The sequence below is a fragment of the Patiriisocius sp. Uisw_017 genome (assembly GCF_047731265.1).
Classification (GTDB): domain Bacteria; phylum Bacteroidota; class Bacteroidia; order Flavobacteriales; family Flavobacteriaceae; genus Patiriisocius.
Map to the genome: position 1 here is coordinate 1,458,908 of NZ_CP159835.1, position 21,125 is coordinate 1,480,032.

Genomic DNA, 21,125 nt, shown 5'->3' on the forward strand with positions numbered 1-21,125 from the left:
ATTAATGTTAAGGAATAATTAAGGAATTTACAGATTGACTTTTATAATTGTTGTTTTTGAAGCAATAGTTGGATAAAACGCTGTCTATACGGATAAGCAGCTAAATTTATTTAATGTTTTCACAAAATATATATATATATATATATCTGATGATCAAATAGTTAAAGGATTAATGTAAAATTAATGTTACCAAATTATTGCTTATTTGTAAATTACTACTTAAATTTGTATCATAAGTTTAATTTAAATGGCCCTATTATGAAAAATATAATTTTAGTTATTGCAGTATTATTTTCAGGAAGTATGATGAATGCACAAGAATGTTCAAAAACGTGTGCTAAGAAAGAAATCAAGAATAGTTATGTTCAAGACGGTGCTATAATTAAAGCAACGTTATTCCATGGTAATGGAGAAGTAGCTCAAACAGGTACTTATACGAAAGCAAACAAATTAGAAGGCAAATGGATTAGTTTTGATGCAGAAGGAAATAAAACAGCCATTGCATATTATGATGCTGGAAAAAAAGTGGGGACTTGGTTGTTTTACCAGGGGACTACCTTAAAAGAAGTTTCTTATGATAAAGACGCTATCGCGGCTGTTAATACGTATTCAATTACTGACACTCGAGTAGTTTCAAATAGACCTTGATTGACTAACAACATTATAATAAAAAAGAGTGCCCACATGGCGACTCTTTCTTTCAGTAAAAAATTTGGCTAATTAATTACGAGTCCATCCAGATGCCCAGACAGAGAAATTTGTTCCAGTACCGTTCCCATCACCAGCGATGAAGTCTTCTTCGCCAAAAACAAATTCAGTATCATTTTTTAGCTTGGTAGTTACATCTGTAAAGAGAACATCAGTAACAGATAAGTTGCCCTCTAAAACTCCTTGGCCCGTTGGGCTATCTCCCATGTTTCCGTCAAGATCAAAACCTTCATCAAAACCTTGTAAAGATACGTTGGTAAAAATACCTTGTGTTCCTGCTCTTAAACGTATCGCTTCTGGAGTAGAGGGTGCCCCTGATCCTAAACCAACAATAGTTAAATTAGTTACATTTGGCTTCGAAAAGAATTGTGGGCTAGAGTTATTCCCTATGTCAGTATTAAATCCATCTGCCTCAATTCCTTTATCGTGAACATTACCATGTTTGATATATACGTCTGTCAAAGTTCCATTAAATCCTTCTGTCCAGTCAACTGAATCATCTTGGCAATTTGTTACTACAATAAAGTTTGCATTTACAGTACCACCAAAGAATTCAACACCATCGTCAGCGCCTTCAAAAGCTTGGATATAGTTAATGCTTGTTCCAGCTCCTACACCGTAGAATGAAAAACCATTGTTTTCTGAAGATCCTGATGCCGCTCCTCCAGAATATTCAACACGTACATAACGAATAACTCCAGAGTTGTCATTTACGTCACCACCACCATATGGAAGGTTCCCTATTTCGCTAGTAGAAGTTCCAGCACCTGCAACTGAATTTATTGGAGCACGACCCAAAACAATAAGACCTCCCCAGTCTCCAGCATTAGGAGTAGGATCGTTAGAAGTCATAATGATTGGATTGTTAGGTCCACCAGCAGCATTGATTTTAGCGCCTTGTGTAATAGCAAGATATATATCAGATCCAGAGTTTGCTCTTATCTCCGTTCCAGCAGGAATGTTAAGCGTACTTCCGTCATTCATAATCAAAGCTTCTGTTAAGATGTAAAGTATATCTGCAGATAATGTTAGGTCTTCATTAAATTCTCCGCCCAAGTTTTCTGTAGAAGATTGCCCTCCACCTGTTGAGCCACCTCCATTACCAGAGTTGTCAATGCTGTTGTCAACGCTATTGTCGTTGATTGTGATATCAGCTGTATCGTCAGCTTCACAAGAAGCAAATAACATTGCTAATGCGGCTAAGGTCAATAAAAAATAATTTGTTTTCATTTGTTTAAGTATTAATTGTGATTTTCAGATTTAAAAATTATAAGCGACTTGGATTCCCAAGTTGATTCCTCTTGTATACGATGCAATTCCAGTTCCGTTAGGGGATGTTACAGGAATATTTCCAATGGATGTTTCTCTATAGTATTCTATTGTTGGGTTAAGAAGGTTTTTTGCTGCTGCATTTATTTCAAAGTGCTCACCTATTTTATTTTTCCAAACCAAGTCTAATGTTGGAACCCCTTTTTCAATAATATTTCCCAATTGCCCAGAACCAATAGCGTCTATACGATTGCTGAAATAAGCAAATACTGCTGTTATTTGTGGTTCGTAATTTTCACTCACTACGGGAGTATAATTGATGTCAGCATTTACAATAATTGGAGATGCTCCTTGTAAATCCTCTGTTCTTCCTTCATCAAAGGTGGTGCTAAAAAGCCCTTCAGAACTTCTTAAATCTTGTTGCGTATAGGTATAAGTAGCGTTTACACCGGCAGATAGTATTGACTTTTCATCTTCATTTCTTAACAGCGTTTTTCTAACTTCAACTTCAAGCCCTAAAACCTCTGCTTTGTCACCCGTCCTAAAAAAACGTTGGGTTCCAGTAGCATCATTGGCGATAACTCTATTTATTGGATTGTTTATTTGTTTTGCGAACGCCGCTATCGAGAATATTTCATTTCTTCCGTAAAAAGACTCATACTTTAAATCTAAATTATAGATTTGAGAAAATGATGGATCATTTAGTAAATCTGGATTACCTCCCACTTGATTAGAAATATTTTCATAAACAAATGGCGCAACTTCTTTAAATTCCGGAACGGAAACCGTTTTACTAAAAGCAAATCTTAAGTTTGAATCTTCCGATAATGCATATTTTAAATTTAGACTAGGTAAAAAGAATTCTTGTTGCGTTTCTCTAAATCCAGGATCAGATGCAAGTAAATTAATAACATCGTATTGGATTTCTTGTTTAAACCCTTCAAAACGTATCCCTGGAACAACTAGAAGTTTATCACCAACAATAATTTCAGCATTTATGAACCCAGCATTTATATTTAAATTTCCCGTATAAGTATTTTCAGGAAGTCCTGGGCGGTTTTCATTTCCAACACCGTTTTCTGGTGCAATTGCATTAAACACTTCTGTGTTGTAAAGACTTCCAAAATTTGCTACTGAAAAAATAGCGTCAAAATTATTTACGTCTGGTGCTTCTATTGTATTATTTTCGAAGGTATACCCATATCTAATATTGTCGAATACACGCTCCTTTGTTCTCCCGTTATACCCAACATTAACCTTTAATTTTTCTGAAACTTTATATTCTATGGTTAAAGAACTGTTGAGTTCTTCGTCTTCAATATTTTGAAAATAACGTTGGTTGTCATAATTGGTATTATTGAAAAAGAACGGATTTGTGTTCGGGTCTCCATCGAGAGCGAGGTCATAGCGCTCTAAAGTAATACGGCGACGGTCTGGTTGTCTTGAAAACACTTTGTTATAACCTACACCATATTCAATTTTAATCTTTTCATCAATTTGATGCTCTCCTAAAATTTGATTCACAAAAATCATGTCTTGGTCAAATTGAGCATTTTGTTGAAAGAAACCTCTGTCAGTATCCAAGATTGCATCTCTAAAAGCACCTTTACCATTTAATCCAAAATAACCCACAACATCACTTGCGCTGTTTATAAATAAGGAGTTGTAACTTATTTTGTGATCGCTATTAAAGCGGTAGATGAAGTTAGCCATCGCAGTTGTTGTTGTTGAATACTCGTACTCTTCTGCATTTTCAAAACTCTTTTTAGACTCTGTAGAAAACTCTGCGGCGGGTCCTTGTCTGTATTCAAAATAATTATTGAATGAGGTAGTAAAGAATACACTAAAACGATCATCGCTTCCAATATCCCAAGATTTTCCTCCACTAATAGTACCTTCTAAAGCAACTGGTGCTCCCGCAGAAACTGGATCTATACCGTGTGATAATATAACGGCAAAAGGATTATTATCATACCTGTTGTAAAAACCAAAATAGCTAGTTCCTTCGCTCTTTACAAAGTTTTGGCCTATCGAATTTGTATTCATTCCAGACCCCAAATTAACGTCTAAAAAACCATCTCCTGTATATTGTTTAGAGACAATATTTATATTTCCAGCAGAGAAATCGCCATAAAATTTAGAAGAATATGCCTTACTCACGCCAACACTCTGGATAACATCACTAGAGAATAAGCCTAAATCTATATTCTTTTTGTCAATATCGTTTGAAGGCAAAGAGAGCCCGTTGTACGTAGTATTTAGGTATCTATCACCAAGTCCGCGCACGTAGACATTGCTACCGCCCTCTTGTTTGGAGATACCTGATATTTTGGTTACAGCACCAGCTGCATCACTAACACCTTTTCGGGCTAGCTCGTCAGATCCAATACTTTGTATAATAGTAGTTGCTTTCTTTTGTTCTAAAAGTAAGGCGACTTCACTTTCTCTTCTTACGGTGGTCGTTATAATTACTTCGTCTAATGCAGCTGCACTAGCTCCTAAAGGAACATTGATAGTTGTTACTTTACCTGCTTCTACTTTTGCAGAAAACTCAACCGTTTTATAACCAACAAAACTTATTTGTATAATATATTCGCCGGCGTCGAGATTGTCAATTGCATATAAACCATCAAAATCTGAAGTTGTTCCAGTGATGGTTCCTTTAATGATTACACTAGCAAAAGGTAGAGGACTATTGTCAGCATCTTTGTCGGTTAATTTTCCGACAATTGATCCTGTATTTTGAGCAACGCTAGTCAAACATATTGCGAATAAAACTAAAGTAAAAAGGTATTTCATTTTCTTATTAATTGTTGGCACAAAGAAAGTGACTTAGTGTAAAGTTGATGTTACCCTGTGGTTACCGTTTTATTATTGTTGTGTTATCTCAATGTTAAGGAGTAATGATAGCGCAGATATTGCTTGCTACTTTGTTTTAATTTATATTGCGGGAACAAATAAAATTAAATAGTATGATGCATTGGGAAGCACTATTATCTTTAAAAAAGCAAGGGGTTAGTAACAAGCGCTTGCGCACTGAGGAGGATGAAACTAGATTAGGTTTTGAAGTGGATTATGACCGTATTGTATTTTCTCACGCGTTTAGAAGTTTACAAGATAAAACACAAGTAATCCCTTTTTCAAAAACTTCTTTTGTACATACTAGGTTAACACATAGTCTGGAAGTATCAGTTGTGGGACGTTCTCTTGGGCGCCAGGTAGGAAAGGCGGTTTTAGAAAAACATCCATATTTGAAATCTGTTCATGGCTTTCAGTTTAATGATTTTGGAGCTATTGTCGCTGCCGCTTCTTTAGCACACGATATTGGTAATCCTCCCTTTGGACACAGCGGTGAAAAAGCAATAGGGGATTATTTTTCTAACGGAAATGGGAAAAGATTCAAAAACCAACTTACCGCTAAAGAATATCAAGATATTATTGATTTTGAAGGCAATGCAAATGGATTTAAGATTTTAACCGAAACAAGAAATGGTGTTGAGGGAGGTTTGCGATTAACCTATGCAACGTTAGGTGCTTTTATGAAATACCCAAAAGAGTCACTTCCTAAAAAACCCACTCCTTATATAGGAGACAAAAAATACGGTGTTTTTCAATCTGACAAAGTGTTTTTTGAAGAAGTCGCCCAAGAATTGGGGTTGATTAAAAGGGATCTCACTGGAGATTTTAATTACTGCCGGCACCCCTTGGCATTTTTAGTAGAAGCCGCAGACGATATTTGTTATACGATAATTGATTTTGAAGATGGAATAAACCTAGGTTTAATAGACGAAGAGTTTGCCTTAGAGTATTTAATAACACTGGTAAAGGAAACGATTAATACTGAAAAATACAACCAGCTTTCAAGGACATCAGATCGATTGGCGTACTTAAGATCCCTCGCCATAAACACATTAATTACGGAAGCAGTTGCTATGTTTATTGAAAATGAAGAGGCTATTTTAAAAGGGAAATATTCAGAATCTTTGCTTGATAAATCTAAGTACAAAGCTCAAATTGATGATATTATTAAAATCAGTATTGAGAAAGTATATGAAAGTAAAGAAGTGGTTGAAAAAGAAATTTCAGGATATCATATCATTGCTACGCTACTCGATACGTTTACCATTGCCGTCGAGAATTATTATAGCGACCGTAAGATTAGACATTATGACCGACTGATTTTACATGATTTTGAAGAGAATTTGAAAGAGGATCTTTCCGTTTATGAGTACGTGATGCTTTGTTGCACTTATATTTCAAAGCTAACCGATGGGAATGCCCTCAATATTTTCAGAAAAATCACGGGAAATGTATGAGATTTTAACAAAAGGTGTTAAAGTTATTAATTTAACAGTAAAGCAACTCTTTGTTAGATATTTTTGAATTGAAACTAAATAAAAAAAACCATTATGACTAAGAAAATTATGCTACTCTGCGCGTTGTTCATTGTATCCCTTGGATTCTCCCAAGAGTATGACGCAGCACTCAAGAGCTTTTTAAATACCAATAGATCCCAACTTGGACTGCAATCTTCCGACTATGAAGAGTTAAAAGTAGTTTCACATAGTTTTTCTAAGAGTATGCAATTAGACAACGTTTACGCAACACAGCGAATCAATGGAATTGAAGTATACAATTCAAATACCTCATTTGCAGTTAAAAACAATCAAGTACTAAGCGCTAAGGTTTCTTTTACCGTAAATGCAGCGCAAAAAGTAAATGCTACCAACCCATTAATTTCGGCGTTGGACGCAATTACACGAGCTTCATCACAATTGCAAGTGGGCTCCGCTACAAATTTACAAATAGAAGAAACATTGGGTGCCAATGATTTTCTATTTAATACAGGTGGAATCTCTTCTAACAATATCCCTGTAAAACTAGTGTATCAAACAATGCAAGATGGAGCATTACAGTTGGCTTGGGATTTAAGTATTTACCTGCTGGATGGGAGCCACTATTTTAGTGCTAGGATAGATGCGCTTACCGGTACCTTACTACAAAAAGATGATTGGGTTATTAGTTGTGATTTTGGTAAGGGTGATCACAGTCACGCAGCTAAAAATTTAGAATCAAGTGTTTTATTTGCTGAAAACACTACAAAAATGGAAGTGAATAGCGCAGGTGGAAACTCCTACAGAGTTTTTGGTTTGCCTTTAGAAAGCCCAAGCCACGGAGCAGATTTTATAGTTATTGATCCATCAGATGCAATTGCTTCTCCTTTTGGGTGGCACGATACGAATGGTGCTGCGGGCCCAGAGTTTACAATTACAAGAGGTAATAACGTGATTGCTCGTGATGATATAGATGCTAATAATTCAGGTGGTTTTTCTCCAGATGGAGGCGCCAGCTTAACGTTCGATTTTCCTTACAATTTTAATACAGATCCCAATAATGTATTAGATTCTGCAATTACGAATCTATTTTATTGGAATAATATTATGCACGATGTTTGGTACCAATATGGTTTTGATGAAGCGAGTGGTAATTTCCAAGATAATAATTATGGAAATGGTGGAAACGCGTCAGATTTTGTGGATGCACAAGCGCAAGACGGCAGCGGAACAAACAACGCAAACTTTGCGACGCCTCCAGATGGAAACAACCCTAGAATGCAAATGTATTTATGGGATCCACAAGGCCCTGCTGGGGATCCTCTCACCATCAATGCTGGACATCCTTTAACAGGAGGATATACTGGAGCTTCAGCTGGTTTTGGAGCACCACTTCCAGAGGATATTGCAATAACCTCTGATTTGGTTTTGGTATTGGATAATAATGCTGGTGATTCTGTAGATGAAAATGATTCTTGTGATCAAATTACAAATGGAACGGATTTAAATGGGAAAATTGTAGTGATCCGAAGAGGTGGATGTGAGTTTGGGCTTAAAGTTCTTGCAGCAGAAACACAAGGAGCAGTGGCAGTGATTATGGTTCAAAATGTGAATGAAGCACCCTTTGGAATGGGAGGAGGAGATTTTGGAGATCAAGTTACTATTCCTAGTATAATGGTGGAGCAGGGTTTTGGTGAAAATCTCATTACGGCACTTTCAAACGGAGATACAGTAAATGGAACCTTATTAAATGCAGGGCCGTTTAGAATTGATGGTGATCTTGATAATGGTATTATTGCGCACGAATATGGACACGGTATTTCAATTCGATTAACAGGGGGTGCAAGTACATCAGGATGCTTAACAAACGATGAGCAAATGGGTGAAGGATGGAGTGATTGGTTTGGTTTAATGCTAACACAAAGATCAGGAGATCAATCAAATACAAATAGAGGGATAGGGACTTATGCAATAGGGCAGCCAACAGACGGTCAAGGAATACGAAACGCTCCTTACAATACAGATTTTGGGGTAAATGGATTTACCTATGGTAACACTAACAATACAGGACAAATCTCTCAACCGCACGGTATTGGATTTGTTTGGTCTACTATGTTATGGGATTTAAATTGGGCCTTGATAGATCAATATGGATATGATCCAGATCTTTATAATGGTACAGGAGGAAATAATCTTGCAATGCAATTAGTCATTGATGGTCTAAAGCTTCAGGGGTGTAGCCCAGGATTTGTAGATGGACGTAACGGTATTTTAGAAGCAGATCAACTCGCTAATGACGGTGTCAACGAATGTTTAATTTGGGAAGTATTTGCACGCCGGGGCTTAGGCTTTTCTGCAACGCAAGGAAGTCCTTTTAGTAGAACAGACCAATCTGAAGCATTTGACTTACCATCTCAATGTTCATTAGGGAACGAAGATCAAGGAAATCTTGATAATAACTTTATCGTATACCCTAATCCAAATGACGGTTTAATAAATATTAGAACCTTGCAGCCAGCAGGGGATGCAACGATTTCAATTTTTGATATCAATGGTCGTAATGTATATAACCTAGATGTGTTGATGCAGGATATTTTGACAATCAATACCCAAGAATTAACAAGTGGTATTTATATTCTTACTATAGAAGGTCAGAATTATTCGCACACTACCAAATTGATAGTGAATTAATATAATTCAAATAGTATTAAAAAAACCGCTTAAGAAATTAAGCGGTTTTTTTATGCGTTTAAAAGAAGGTCTAATTGAGTCGCTATTTTTTTAGCCGAAATCCCAGCTAAATCTTGTAATTGTGCTACCGTTCCATGCTGCGGAAAAGTGTCGGGAATGCCTAAAATAGTCACATCATTTTTATAGTGATGTAGCGCCATAAATTCAGCAACCGAAGAACCAAAACCTCCCGAAATCACGCCATCTTCGATAGTAATTAGTTGTTTGAATTCATTGCAAATTTTATGCAGCAATTGTTCGTCCAAAGGTTTGATAAATCGAATGTCAAATAATGCTACTCGCTTTTCGTCACTAGGGTGCTCTAATAACTCAATTGCTTTACGCGCATTTTCTAACATGTTTCCTACGGTAATAATTGCCACATCGGTTCCATTTTTTACCGTAACACCGGTTCCAATGATAACTTTAGAAAAAGGCATTTTCCAATTTATAATAGTTCCTCTGCCGCGCGGGTAGCGTATGGCTATTGGATACTTTAATCCTAGTTGCGCTGTGTAAAGAACATTTCTTAATGCTATTTCATTGCTTGGCGCAACGATAATTAAATTAGGAATACATCTTAAAAATGCGATGTCAAAAATGCCGTGATGGGTGGGGCCATCTTCGCCTACCAATCCAGCTCTATCTAAACAAAAGATAACGGGGATGTTTTGAAGGCAAACATCATGTATTACTTGATCGTAGGCTCGTTGTAAAAATGTGGAATAGATATTACAAAAAACGTACAATCCTTGAGTAGCCAAACCCGCAGCAAGTGTAACGGCGTGTTGTTCTGCAATGCCTACATCAAAGGCGCGTGCAGGAAACGCTTCCATCATATACTTTAAGGAACTTCCTGTGGGCATGGCGGGTGTTATGCCAATTATTTTTTCATTCTTTTCAGCCAATTCAACGATCGTATGTCCAAATACATCTTGAAATTTAGGAGGCAGATGTTCCTCATTTTTTTGAATTCTATTTCCTGTTATGGAATCGAATTTACCAGGAGCGTGATAGGTAATTTGGTCTTCTTCAGCTTGTCGAAGTCCTTTTCCCTTTTTGGTAATTACGTGCAATATTTTTGGACCTTCTATTTTTTGGAGTCGTTTTAATTCTGAAACTACCATCGCTATATCGTGCCCATCAATAGGGCCAGAATACTTAAAGTTGAGCGCTTCAAAAATGTTGTCCGTTTCAGGAGCTCCATCAAGATTAACTTTTGTAAAATAAGCTTTCAAAGCACCTACGCTTGGGTCTATCCCTATGGCATTGTCATTAAGTATTACAAGTAAATTTGTATTGGTAATTCCTGCATGGTTTAATGCTTCAAATGCCATACCACTTGCTATAGAAGCATCACCTACCACAGCAATATGTTGTCGTAAAGTATCGCCTTTTAACTGTGCTGCAATTGCCATTCCTAAAGTTGCTGAAATAGCGGTACTACTATGGCCGGTTCCAAAGGCATCATATTCGCTTTCGTCCATTTTTGGAAATCCGCTTATCCCGTAAAGTCTTCTATTGGTGTCAAAAACGTTTTTTCTGCCGGTTAAAATCTTATGACCATACGCTTGATGGCCGACATCCCATACTAAGATATCTTGAGGTGTATTAAAAACATAATGGAGGGCAATTGTTAATTCGACCACCCCCAAACTCGCTCCCAAATGTCCTTCTTTAGTAGCGACCATATTAATGATGAAATCACGAAGTTCTTGCGCAAGTTGGGGTAATTTTTCCTGCGGAATTTCCCTAAGGTCTTTAGGCAAGTTGATTGTATCTAATAGAGGTATTTGCACAAAACAAAGATAGTGGTAAACTAAATTGGTTGAATGGTTAAATGGAATTGTTTAATTTTTTTCTGTTTATCTGCTATGGGTGCTTGTAAATCATTAGTAGTTCTTGAATAAGGTTGTATGGAGATAAAACTAGTATTGCTATAGATGCTTTCTTCACATAAAAAGATTTAAGGAAATTACGCGTATGCATATTTTTTTCAAGTTCTAAATAATCAAAGATGGATCTTGCTATTTTAATATTGTTTCCAACATAACGATCGTGGTAGCCCTTCTTGTATAGGTATTGCATAAAATAGCTATAAAATTTTTTCCGATAGTTATTTTCAGAAACATATTCCCTCTCTTGAAAGTCTATTGGCATCACAAATTCTTAGGTCAAAATTATTTTCTAAAGCGAATAGTGTAATATTTTTGTGTGCCGCGCCATAATCTTTAATGTTTCTAGCACTTATTTTCGCTCCATTTTTTTGAGGCGCTTTCTAGATTTACTGTCTTTTTAAAATGTATTGAATAGGGGTAATAATGGGTGGTACCCAAAGCTATTGCGTCAAATATGGACATTGAGTAATGCTTAGGTTGGTGTGACTTTCTTTTGTTAGGAAGAACCACTGGCAAATTTTTGATATTCTCTGTAATTACTTTTGCTATTTCATACTTAGAATGTGCGTTAAAAGAGCTAAAAACAAAACGAATATCATTTCGGGAATATTTGTTTATTAATAAACTTTTCTTCTCTGCATATTCTTCTATTCTTCTATTCATGTAATCATCTTTTTCACTCGTTTAGATTTTCGGCATCCGCAACCTTCGGCATCCTCTAAAACAACTACAGAACGCAAATAAAAATCTAGTTTTCTTTTATCTTCTCTAATATTTTTTTGTTACAAATAGGGTATGAATGTATAACTACATTTTAAACATTCAGCACCGTAAGTGCATCTTCCAATATTGCAATATCAAATCCTCTTGCATTCACAAAAATTGCCAAGACTACATTAGTGCTTTTTTTAGGTTCTTTATAGTACGTTCTTTTAAATATTGAAATACTGTTTAGGTTATGCTCCATAATTCGAGGCTGGAGCGCCTTCTGTCTGGTCAAAAGGAAATTGATCTCTAATTCCGTTTTCACCTACGTTTACTTTATAGGTAAGACTTTTAATTTGAAACTTTGTTGTATTAGATCCCTCTAAACTTGATTTTGAATTGAGATCTATAGTCGCGGGTATGGCTAGCGCATAGGTAGATTCTTCCATTCCATTTTGTAAACTAAATTCATTATGGTCTTATAAGGTTAGTGCTATTGGATTATTTTGATTTAAAAGCACCGAAAAGTCAAGCCCCTCTGTATCCATTTCACTCTGTGATAATCCTAGTGAGCCTGCTAGTGAGACCCTCTTTAAAATGTGAAAATTATTTTCAATTTTAGAGTTTAGATAAAATACTGGATGATAAAGATGAGAATTCTTTGTCAGATCTATATCTAGATAGTTTTCTCTATAAGTTCCTGCTTTTTAACAAACATTGAGGACATCACCTTTATAGTTAATTCAGTATTTTTGAATTAGTAAGAGCGGGTGAAATATTTTAAATAACTTTAGCACACTTTAAACTTCTAAATTCCCCGAAGGGATGCCTTCGGCAAGTCACTTTTCCAACAATGATTGAACCTTACGACGACACTTATTTTATGAACCGCGCTTTGCAAGAAGCCCAAGAAGCATACAAACAAGGAGAAGTTCCTATTGGCGCTGTCATTGTCATTGATAATAAAATAATTGCACGCGCGCACAATTTTACAGAACGTCTCAATGATGTAACGGCACATGCAGAGATGCAAGCCATCACTGCCGCTGCAAATTTTTTAGGAGGCAAGTATTTAAAGAAATGTACCTTATATGTAACTGTAGAGCCTTGCCAAATGTGTGCCGGTGCTCTTTTTTGGAGTCAAATTTCTAAAATTGTCTATGGTACGCGTGATTTACAAAGAGGTTGTATTGCGATGGGAACAACATTGCATCCTAAAACCAAAATGGAAGGTGGTATTCTTGCCGAAGAATGCGCCGCATTACTAAAGCGCTTTTTTATAGAAAAAAGAAATTTTAATTGATGTTTACCAAAGTGAACAACCGCGTTGCTTTTTATAAAAATAAATTTACAGATCCGCTTTTAGTCACAATAGTTGAAATGTCCTAATCGATTTCATCTTTAGCTGTTGTTGGACGTTTTGACTCACAGCCTGTCCCTATTTTACAACGGGAACCGTCTTGCTAGCAAGTCTGCACGATCCGCGAATAAATAGTTTTTAAAATAGTTATACCAGTAATGAAAAAGTCTTGATTCGTGCAATGACCGCGGTGAATGATAGAGGTTCAAAACGGTCCAGACTTCTAAGGGAAAAATCTAATTAACGAAAAATTTCAGAATATTTATCAATCCTGGCTGGCTCAAGTAAAGGAATATTTGGCATTTAAATATATGATGTTAATTATTTAGGATTGATCAAGAGTAACCATAAATGTATCCTATAAAAAAATCCCAATCAATTGAGTGGGATTTTTAATCAATAGTAAAAGATATATCTTATATAAATTAAATTTATATTATTCCTAGATAACACGCACTTGACCTGCTACCGTTCCTTTTCTGCCTTCTTCTTCAACATATTCTACTTTATCACCCTCATTAAGCGCTTCGCCGCTGAGTCCTGTGATGTGCACAAAAATATCTTTTCCAGTGTCATCATTCGTGATAAAACCGAAACCTTTTGATTCGTTAAAAAATTTTACTGTTCCTTCCATTGTAATGTAAATAAATTAATAATTACGTAAATGTAGTTAAAATTTAACACCCTATTTATTTAAAGGTCAAATTTTTAAGATTATCAAAATAATTATAACTTATTGTTATCTGTGTAGTTGCGCATTTTATAGATGTTGTCTTTGTCCAGCATATAGTTGCTTACTTTTTTGTCTTTCCAGCGATGGTACACAAAAGCGGGCATCCATAAAAGGAATAAAAAAACGACCCCTAAACCTATAAAAAGATGCTTTTTTTCAGGATCTTCATCACCTATATAAAAACCATAAATAGCTGAAATTACCGCAAGGAAAAATAGAATGTAGAGTGCTGCTTTCATTTTAAATTTATTTAATGGTTAAACAATTATCAATTTGAATTGAGAGTGACTGGATATCCTCAGCATATAGTTGATGTAAAACCTCTGTATAATCGTGTTTGTAAAAATTTTCTGCTTCAAAATTTGAGGTAGCTAAAAGAATACTTTTTCTTGCTGCTTCACAGTATCCATTTTTTAGCAATAGGGCTGCTTTGTAATAATGGCCATCTGCGGTAACACCTCTTGTGTATTTTAAATAGGTGTCGATTGCTTTTTCACTTTCGGTTAGTTGATTGTCCTTAAATAAAGCGATCCCTTTATATAAAAAAGCAGTTGGTTCTGCCCAATCTTCACCAGTTTCCGCAGTGATGGTTTCAATATATTCATCAAAATAGGCAACTGATGTTTCATAATCTATAAGTCCTAAATACGCAATTCCGCGCCAATAGTCTACGCTTTGCCCTTGCGGAGCATCTTTAAAATTGAGGGTTAGTGTATCGCTGGCGTTAAAGTCTGCAATTGCTTTTTCATAATCTCGATAAAACTGAAGGTACAAATAGCCACGCCAAGGCACCCATATTTTTGGATTGCAGGCTACTGCTTTGTCAAATTTTGGTTTCCATTCGTCAATCATTCCCCTTTTTAAATAGGCAACCGAAAGTTCTCGAACGGCATCGCAATTTGTTGGATCCATCGCAGCGGCTTCTTGTAATTTTGTCATTATCGCCGGCGATCCTTGTCCGATGTGCAAGCTTTCTGCTTCTTGATATAGGGCAAGTGACTGTTGTTTTCTTTCTTCGGCAGTCATTTTTGAAATATCATTGCCACAAGAAATAAACAAAGTTGCTAGTAATAATAAGCTAAGGTAATATTTCGGTAATTTCTCCATCTTTTAATTTATAAGAAACATACATGTAATAGTCTACAGGGTTTTCTCTAACATTTATAGTATTCCAGTGTTCTGGTTTTGCTGTAAGTGCTAATAATTGATCAACCAGTCTTTTTGAAAATTGCGTGGGATTATAAGCTTCGTCTACTTGAATAATTTTAAACCAGCCGGGATTTCCTTCGCAAGAGACTAAAAATCTAAAATTTAAATAGCCAGAATCTTTATATTTTTCATTTTTGTAGCTTGCTAGGATATTATTTCTAAATTGTTTTTTATTTCCTGCATAGCCTTCTTCGGCAGCGCCGTGGTGCACATAATAAATTGCTTCCGCATCACAAAGCGTGTACACATCATTTAATGTAGCATTTTCTTGATCTATGTATGCTATGTAATTTGGATAATAAATTTCATCTACAGGAAATTTATTCGCATAGTATAGATATCCGCCAAAGGCAGCGAGTATTGTAAAGATAAAAAACCCTAAAACTATATAAACGACTATTTTAAGAATTCGCATAGGTTTAAATATAATTAAAGATAACCTCGCAGGTTTTCAAAACCTGTGAGGTCTTAATTTTTATTTCTTCGGAAGTGTTACCGCAAGATTCAACTCAGTTAGTTGCGCTTGGTCTAATGGTGCTGGTGCATCTATCATTACATCGCGACCACTATTGTTTTTTGGGAAAGCAATAAAATCACGAATCGTTTCCTGCCCTCCAAGAATTGCAACCAACCTGTCTAATCCAAATGCAATGCCCCCGTGTGGTGGTGCACCGTATTCAAAAGCGTCCATTAAGAAACCAAATTGTGCCCTTGCCTCTTCATCACTAAAACCAAGATGTTTGAGCATAATAGCTTGTGTTTTTTTATCGTGAATTCTTATAGAACCTCCGCCTATTTCGTTTCCATTTAAAACTAAATCATAAGCGTTTGCTTTAACTTCTCCAGGGTTTGAATCTAATAATTCTAATTGCCCAGGTTTTGGCGAAGTAAATGGGTGGTGCATTGCGTGGTAGTGTCCCGTTTCTTCATCAAGCTCCAATAATGGAAAATCTACGACCCATAATGGTGCAAACTCATCTGCTTTACGCAGGCCTAATTCCGATGCTAAATGCATTCTAAGAGCGCTCATTTGTGCTCTTACTTTATTCGTTTCTCCAGAAAGCACACACACTAAGTCACCTGTTTTTGCCCCAGTACCTTCAGCCCATTTTGCCAAGTCATCTTGGTCGTAAAATTTATCTACAGAAGATTTAAAAGAGCCATCATCATTGCAACGGCTATAGATCATTCCTAAAGCCCCTACTTGAGGTCGCTTTATCCAATTTATCAATGTATCTATTTCTTTACGGGTATATTTATTTCCTCCAGGGACCGCGATACCAATAACCAATTCTGCATTATTAAAAACACCAAAGTCTTTGTGTTGTGCTACTTTATTTAATACGCCAAACTGCATTCCAAAACGAATGTCTGGCTTGTCGTTACCGTACAAACGCATCGCATCGTCATATTGCATTCTTGGGAATTCGCCTATTTCAATACCGTTTATTTCTTTTAGTAAATGTCTGGTTAAGCCCTCGAACATATTTAAAATATCTTCTTGCTCAACGAAAGCCATTTCGCAGTCAATTTGTGTAAATTCTGGCTGGCGATCCGCTCTTAAATCTTCATCTCTAAAACATTTTACAATTTGAAAATACTTGTCGAGCCCACCTACCATAAGCAATTGCTTAAAGGTCTGAGGAGACTGCGGCAGGGCATAGAACTGTCCTTCGTTCATTCTTGAAGGCACCACAAAATCACGAGCACCTTCCGGCGTAGACTTAATTAGATAAGGTGTTTCAACATCTACAAAACCTTGTTCTGAAAGATAGTTGCGTACCGCCATAGAAACCTTGTGACGGAATATAAGATTTTCGCGAACTGGGTTACGACGAATGTCTAAATAACGATATTTCATTCTTAAATCTTCACCGCCATCCGTTTCGTTTTCAATAGTAAACGGGGGAGTTAAAGACTCGTTTAGGACGGTGACTTTTTTTACTAAGATTTCAATATCACCCGTGGGCATATTTGGATTTTTAGATTCACGCTCAATAACATCCCCTGTAATTTGAATCACAAACTCACGACCCAATTTTTGGGCTTGCTTCATCATTTCTTTTGGCGTTCTTTCTTCATCAAAGACAAGTTGTGTAATGCCGTAGCGATCTCTTAAATCTACCCAAACAATAAAACCTTTATCACGTGCTTTTTGCACCCATCCAGATAGTGTAACTTCTTGTCCTATGTTTTCAGCACTTAATTCGCCGTTTGTATGTGTTCTATACATCTTCTAAAAATTTGCTCAAAAATAAGAAGATATACCCATAGATGTTGAAAATGATGGATTAATAATTCTAGTTTTTCGGGAAAAAGAAGCAAAATAAGTTTCCTTGAAAAACATTTAGACTTTTTAATAGGGTTCAATACAAATTTCAACAAGTAATGCTTTGAATGAAAATTATAAATGATTGTATATCAACTGTTGAAAAAGCTGTTGAAAACAAAATGTAAATTCTCAATGTAAATGAGAAGAAGAACCGTATTTTTAGTCTTTAGTAATTACACTTAAAGTTCTATAATGGGAAGCTAATTAACTAACAGGGATGTTAGCCGCTTATGCCAAAAAGACGTTTTAGCCTACATGATTATAGTCTTTCATACTAAAAGTCGCCTATATTATTATAGGCGACTTTTTGATTTTATATTTATAAAATATTATTCTGCCGCTTCTACATTAATGTCATCATTGTCTTCCGCTGAAGGATTGTTGCGATAGTGTCTCCACATCTTTAATCTCGTCGCTAAATAGAATAAAATAGGAACGACAATTAAAGTAAGGAAGGTGGCAATTATAAGTCCGTAGATTACCGTCCAAGCCAATGGTCCCCAGAATATAACATTGTCACCGCCCATATAAATATTGGCGTCAAATTCGCTAACGAGTGTAAAAAAGTTAATGTTTAAGCCTATTGCTAGCGGGATCAATCCTAAAATAGTGGTAATTGCAGTTAGCAGTACCGGCCTTAAACGCGCTTTACCAGCCTTAATAATGCTCGCTAACAAATCTTCTTTACTCAAATATTCATCTTCGTTGATATCAAGTTTGTTTTTCTTCCTATCGATGAGAAGTTGCGCATAATCCAGTAGTACTACACCATTATTTACAACAATACCAGCCAACGAAATAATCCCCATCATCGTCATCATTATAACAAATGGAGATCCTGAAATTACAATACCGCCAAATACTCCAATAAAACTTAGGAAGATAGCAATCATAATAATTAAGGGCTTTGAAAGAGAATTAAACTGAAATATCAAAATCAAGAAGATCAACCCTAACCCGCTAAAGAATGCACCCATCAAAAAGGTCATTTGTTTATTTTGCTCTTCAATTTGTCCGGTAAAATCTATCTTAATATTGTCTGGTATTCCATCAAAATTTCGCATTTCATTTTGAACCTGTGCAACCACTGCACCCGCATCTGTATAGCCAGGCGCTAAAGCAGAATAAACGGTTACAACGCGGCGTGTGTCCCGATGCTTGATGGCACTAAAACCAGAGCTGTTTTTTTGTGTAGCCACTGCTGAAACAGGAATCTCACGCAATTGTCCTGTATTAGTTCTAAATGTCATGGTTTGATTGAAAAGTGCACTGGAATTGTACCTGCTACTCTCATTAAAACGGATGTAGATATCATAATCTTCTCCATCTTCTTTATAAACCCCGGCTTTTGTACCGAATAATGAGTTGCGCAGTTGTGTTCCAACTTGTCCAGCGCTAACCCCTAATTCTCCTGCTTTTTCGCGGTCTATAGAAACTTGCATTGCAGGCTTATCTTTGTTTACGTCAATTTTTAATTCATCTATTGCAGCAATATTTTTACTGTTGATGTATTCACGCATAGTCTCTGCTGCAGCGATTAATTCGATGTAGTCTTCGCCTTCCAATTCGATGTTAATTGGGGGGCCAGAAGGAGGTCCATTAAGATCTTTCTCGACTGAAATAAGAACACCAGGATAAATGCCAACCAATGCTTCTTGTACTTTTTTACGCAGGAACTCGCTATCTTTCCCGTTCCGGTATTTATACTCGCGCATAGAGGCAGTAATCTTTCCTTTATGGGGCATTTCGGCTGCTGAGCCTCCATCAGTTTGAGGGTTTCCCGCGCCTTCACCTACTTGTGAAACAGCACTTTCTACTAAGAAATTTTCTCCATCTTCTATGTACTCTGGATCATTGAGTACAGTATATACCTTCTCCTCGATTTCTCTTGTCATAACATTGGTCTTTTCAATATCTGTTCCTTGAGGATACTCGATGTAGACAATAATTTGATTGGGTTTATTGTCTGGAAAAAATTCAATTTTTGTTCGTTGAGAGTCTACGGAAGCACCAAAGGCTACAAAAGCACCAATGAGTAATAAGAAAGTTCCGCCCACAATAAATCCGGGGCGATTCTTTTTAAAAGCTTTAGTAAGGTTGCGTTCGTACCAATTTTCTAGGCGCACCAAAGTTTTTGTTTGAAACCTATTGGCCATTTTCCGAAGGATAAATCTATATACCCACAACATCAGAACTGTAAATAGCATTATTGTACCCAACCCTCTATATGCGCCTCCAAACACTAAAATAATAGCACCCACGAATCCAACAATGGCTGAAATTATGATAATATTACGCTGTGGCATATCTTTATCCTCAGTAGTCATAAATTGAGATACTAAAACTGAATTGAAAAAGATTGCGACAAATAAAGAAGAGCCCAAAACTACAGATAGTGTAATAGGGAAATATTTCATAAACTGCCCCATCACTCCTGGCCAGAGTCCTAAAGGAATAAAAGCCGCTACAGTAGTTGCTGTAGAAATAATAATAGGTATGGCAATTTCTCCAATTCCCTTTTTTGCAGCTTCTAAGCGGCTCAAGCCTTCTTCATCCATTAATCTGTAGACATTTTCTACTACAACAATACCATTATCTACGAGCATCCCCAGTCCCATAATGAGTCCAAAGAGTATCATCGTGTTCATAGTGTAGCCAAGGAAACTCAAAATCATCAATGACATAAACATAGACATAGGTATTGCGAAACCAACAAAGAGTGCGTTTTTAAAACCTAGGAAAAACATCAAAACGACAACTACGAGAATAATACCGAAGATGATATTATTTACAAGATCATCTACCTGCCCAATTGTTTTTGTAGATTGGTCATTGGAAACCGTTAATTTTAGATTTTTTGGGAGTACATTGGCTATCGCGTCTGCTACAATGAGTTCAATTTTTTCAGCAGCCGTCACCATGTTTTGGCCAGATCTTTTTTTAACGTCGAGCATTACAACCCTTTCACCAAATTCTCTCGCATAAGTGGTGCGGTCTTTTTCATGAAATGTAACCGTTGCAATATCTTTTAAATAAACAATGTTTCCATCCTGAGAGCTTACAACAAAATTTTCTAATTGATCCGGATCGTTGATTTCACCAATAATTCGAATAGTTCGTCTTTGTCCGCTTGCAATAAAATTACCTGCAGACATTGTCATGTTGCCATTGGTGATTGCATTTTGAATATCATTAAAACTCACCGAAGAGGCCATCATTTTATAAATATCCACGGCGACTTCTACTTCTTTTTCCTGTGCGCCACGGATATCTACCTTTTTAATTTCGGGAAGGTTTTCAATCTCATCTTGTAAATACTCTCCGTATTCCTTGAGCTTTGCAACCGTATAATCTCCAGATAAATTAATGTTGAGAATAGGCATTTCTTCACTCATGCTCAACTCAAAAACATTGGGTTCGACTTTTGCACCATTAAATGTGGGCCAATCTTCTCCAGAAGTTTCGCTGTCTATTTCATCCTTTACCTTCTGCTTTGCTAGCTCTACCGAAACCCCTTCATCAAATTCAATAATAACCATCGAGTAATCTTCTTGCGACGTGGACGTTATTTCAACCACATTACTCACCGTTTTTAATTTATCCTCTAGCGGATTTGTGATTAGTTTTTCAATATCCTCAGCTGTGTTTCCTGGAAATAGGGAGCTAATATAAATTTTGGTTTCTCGTATTTCTGGGAAGTTTTCGCGCGGCATATTAAAGTATGCCTGAAATCCTAGATATAAAATAAGCGCCATCAACATATAGATGGTCGTCTTATTATTAATTGCCCAAGAAGATAACTTGAACTCTTTCTCGGTATTTTGTTTCTTTTTAGTTGCCATAATAT

General features: G+C 36.3%; 17 protein-coding genes. 4 read left to right on the plus strand and 13 right to left on the minus strand.

Annotated elements, in window-relative coordinates; genetic code table 11:
- Window positions 1-258: 258 nt before the first annotated feature.
- A complete protein-coding gene (locus ABXT67_RS06575) occupies window positions 259-648 on the plus strand; it encodes a toxin-antitoxin system YwqK family antitoxin (protein WP_415376474.1) in 390 nt (129 codons plus the stop codon).
- A 72-nt stretch (window positions 649-720) separates the two neighbouring features.
- Here ABXT67_RS06575 and ABXT67_RS06580 read toward each other — a convergent pair whose 3' ends face one another.
- Window positions 721-1,938, minus strand: coding sequence for a multidrug transporter (locus ABXT67_RS06580; protein ID WP_415376475.1), 1,218 nt, complete (start codon window positions 1,936-1,938; stop codon window positions 721-723).
- 30 nt (window positions 1,939-1,968) lie between these two features.
- Window positions 1,969-4,776: a TonB-dependent receptor domain-containing protein gene (locus tag ABXT67_RS06585; RefSeq protein WP_415376476.1), complete on the minus strand. Its 2,808-nt coding sequence runs from the start codon at window positions 4,774-4,776 to the stop codon at window positions 1,969-1,971.
- 176 nt (window positions 4,777-4,952) lie between these two features.
- Here ABXT67_RS06585 and ABXT67_RS06590 point away from each other — a divergent pair, with 176 nt between their 5' ends.
- Both ABXT67_RS06590 and ABXT67_RS06595 read left to right on the plus strand, forming a co-directional pair.
- Window positions 4,953-6,293 carry a deoxyguanosinetriphosphate triphosphohydrolase gene (locus ABXT67_RS06590; protein ID WP_415376951.1) on the plus strand — a complete coding sequence of 447 codons (1,341 nt, stop codon included), beginning with the start codon at window positions 4,953-4,955 and terminating at the stop codon, window positions 6,291-6,293.
- Between the two features lie 93 nt (window positions 6,294-6,386).
- Entirely contained in the window at window positions 6,387-9,002 is a 2,616-nt protein-coding gene (locus ABXT67_RS06595; protein ID WP_415376477.1) for a T9SS-dependent M36 family metallopeptidase, read from the plus strand.
- Between the two features lie 50 nt (window positions 9,003-9,052).
- On the opposite strand, the gene ABXT67_RS06600 is transcribed toward ABXT67_RS06595, so the two are convergent.
- The 5 genes from ABXT67_RS06600 to ABXT67_RS06620 form a co-directional block, all read right to left on the minus strand.
- On the minus strand, window positions 9,053-10,840 hold the full coding sequence (locus tag ABXT67_RS06600; RefSeq protein ID WP_415376478.1) for a 1-deoxy-D-xylulose-5-phosphate synthase: 1,788 nt from the start codon (window positions 10,838-10,840) through the stop codon (window positions 9,053-9,055).
- Between the two features lie 73 nt (window positions 10,841-10,913).
- A complete protein-coding gene (locus ABXT67_RS06605; RefSeq protein WP_415376479.1) occupies window positions 10,914-11,129 on the minus strand; it encodes a hypothetical protein in 216 nt (71 codons plus the stop codon).
- A 152-nt stretch (window positions 11,130-11,281) separates the two neighbouring features.
- Window positions 11,282-11,602: a hypothetical protein gene (locus ABXT67_RS06610; RefSeq protein WP_415376480.1), complete on the minus strand. Its 321-nt coding sequence runs from the start codon at window positions 11,600-11,602 to the stop codon at window positions 11,282-11,284.
- A gap of 151 nt (window positions 11,603-11,753) precedes the next feature.
- The gene (locus ABXT67_RS06615; RefSeq protein ID WP_415376481.1) at window positions 11,754-11,906 is read right to left on the minus strand and encodes a hypothetical protein; all 153 of its coding nucleotides are present in this window, start codon (window positions 11,904-11,906) and stop codon (window positions 11,754-11,756) included.
- Window positions 11,896-12,093, minus strand: a complete 198-nt coding sequence (locus ABXT67_RS06620) for a hypothetical protein (protein ID WP_415376482.1) — start codon at window positions 12,091-12,093, stop codon at window positions 11,896-11,898. Before ABXT67_RS06620 ends, ABXT67_RS06615 begins: the two co-directional genes overlap by 11 nt.
- 404 nt (window positions 12,094-12,497) lie before the next feature.
- Between ABXT67_RS06620 and ABXT67_RS06625 the strand changes: the two genes are divergently transcribed.
- The gene (locus ABXT67_RS06625) at window positions 12,498-12,947 is read left to right on the plus strand and encodes a nucleoside deaminase (RefSeq protein ID WP_415376483.1); all 450 of its coding nucleotides are present in this window, start codon (window positions 12,498-12,500) and stop codon (window positions 12,945-12,947) included.
- Window positions 12,948-13,446: 499 nt separating this feature from the next.
- On the opposite strand, the gene ABXT67_RS06630 is transcribed toward ABXT67_RS06625, so the two are convergent.
- From ABXT67_RS06630 to ABXT67_RS06655, 6 genes are all read right to left on the minus strand, one after another.
- On the minus strand, window positions 13,447-13,638 hold the full coding sequence (locus tag ABXT67_RS06630; protein WP_415376484.1) for a cold-shock protein: 192 nt from the start codon (window positions 13,636-13,638) through the stop codon (window positions 13,447-13,449).
- Window positions 13,639-13,730: 92 nt separating this feature from the next.
- Window positions 13,731-13,976, minus strand: a complete 246-nt coding sequence (locus ABXT67_RS06635; protein WP_415376485.1) for a hypothetical protein — start codon at window positions 13,974-13,976, stop codon at window positions 13,731-13,733.
- Window positions 13,977-13,983: 7 nt separating this feature from the next.
- On the minus strand, window positions 13,984-14,844 hold the full coding sequence (locus ABXT67_RS06640) for a tetratricopeptide repeat protein (protein ID WP_415376486.1): 861 nt from the start codon (window positions 14,842-14,844) through the stop codon (window positions 13,984-13,986).
- Window positions 14,816-15,361 (minus strand): hypothetical protein, encoded by a 546-nt coding sequence (locus ABXT67_RS06645; RefSeq protein WP_415376487.1) that lies wholly within the window; start codon window positions 15,359-15,361, stop codon window positions 14,816-14,818. The genes ABXT67_RS06640 and ABXT67_RS06645 overlap by 29 nt, the downstream gene beginning before the upstream one ends.
- A gap of 60 nt (window positions 15,362-15,421) precedes the next feature.
- Window positions 15,422-17,179: an aspartate--tRNA ligase gene (gene aspS, locus ABXT67_RS06650; protein WP_415376488.1), complete on the minus strand. Its 1,758-nt coding sequence runs from the start codon at window positions 17,177-17,179 to the stop codon at window positions 15,422-15,424.
- Between the two features lie 428 nt (window positions 17,180-17,607).
- Window positions 17,608-21,120, minus strand: coding sequence for an efflux RND transporter permease subunit (locus ABXT67_RS06655; RefSeq protein WP_415376489.1), 3,513 nt, complete (start codon window positions 21,118-21,120; stop codon window positions 17,608-17,610).
- Window positions 21,121-21,125 lie beyond the last annotated feature (5 nt).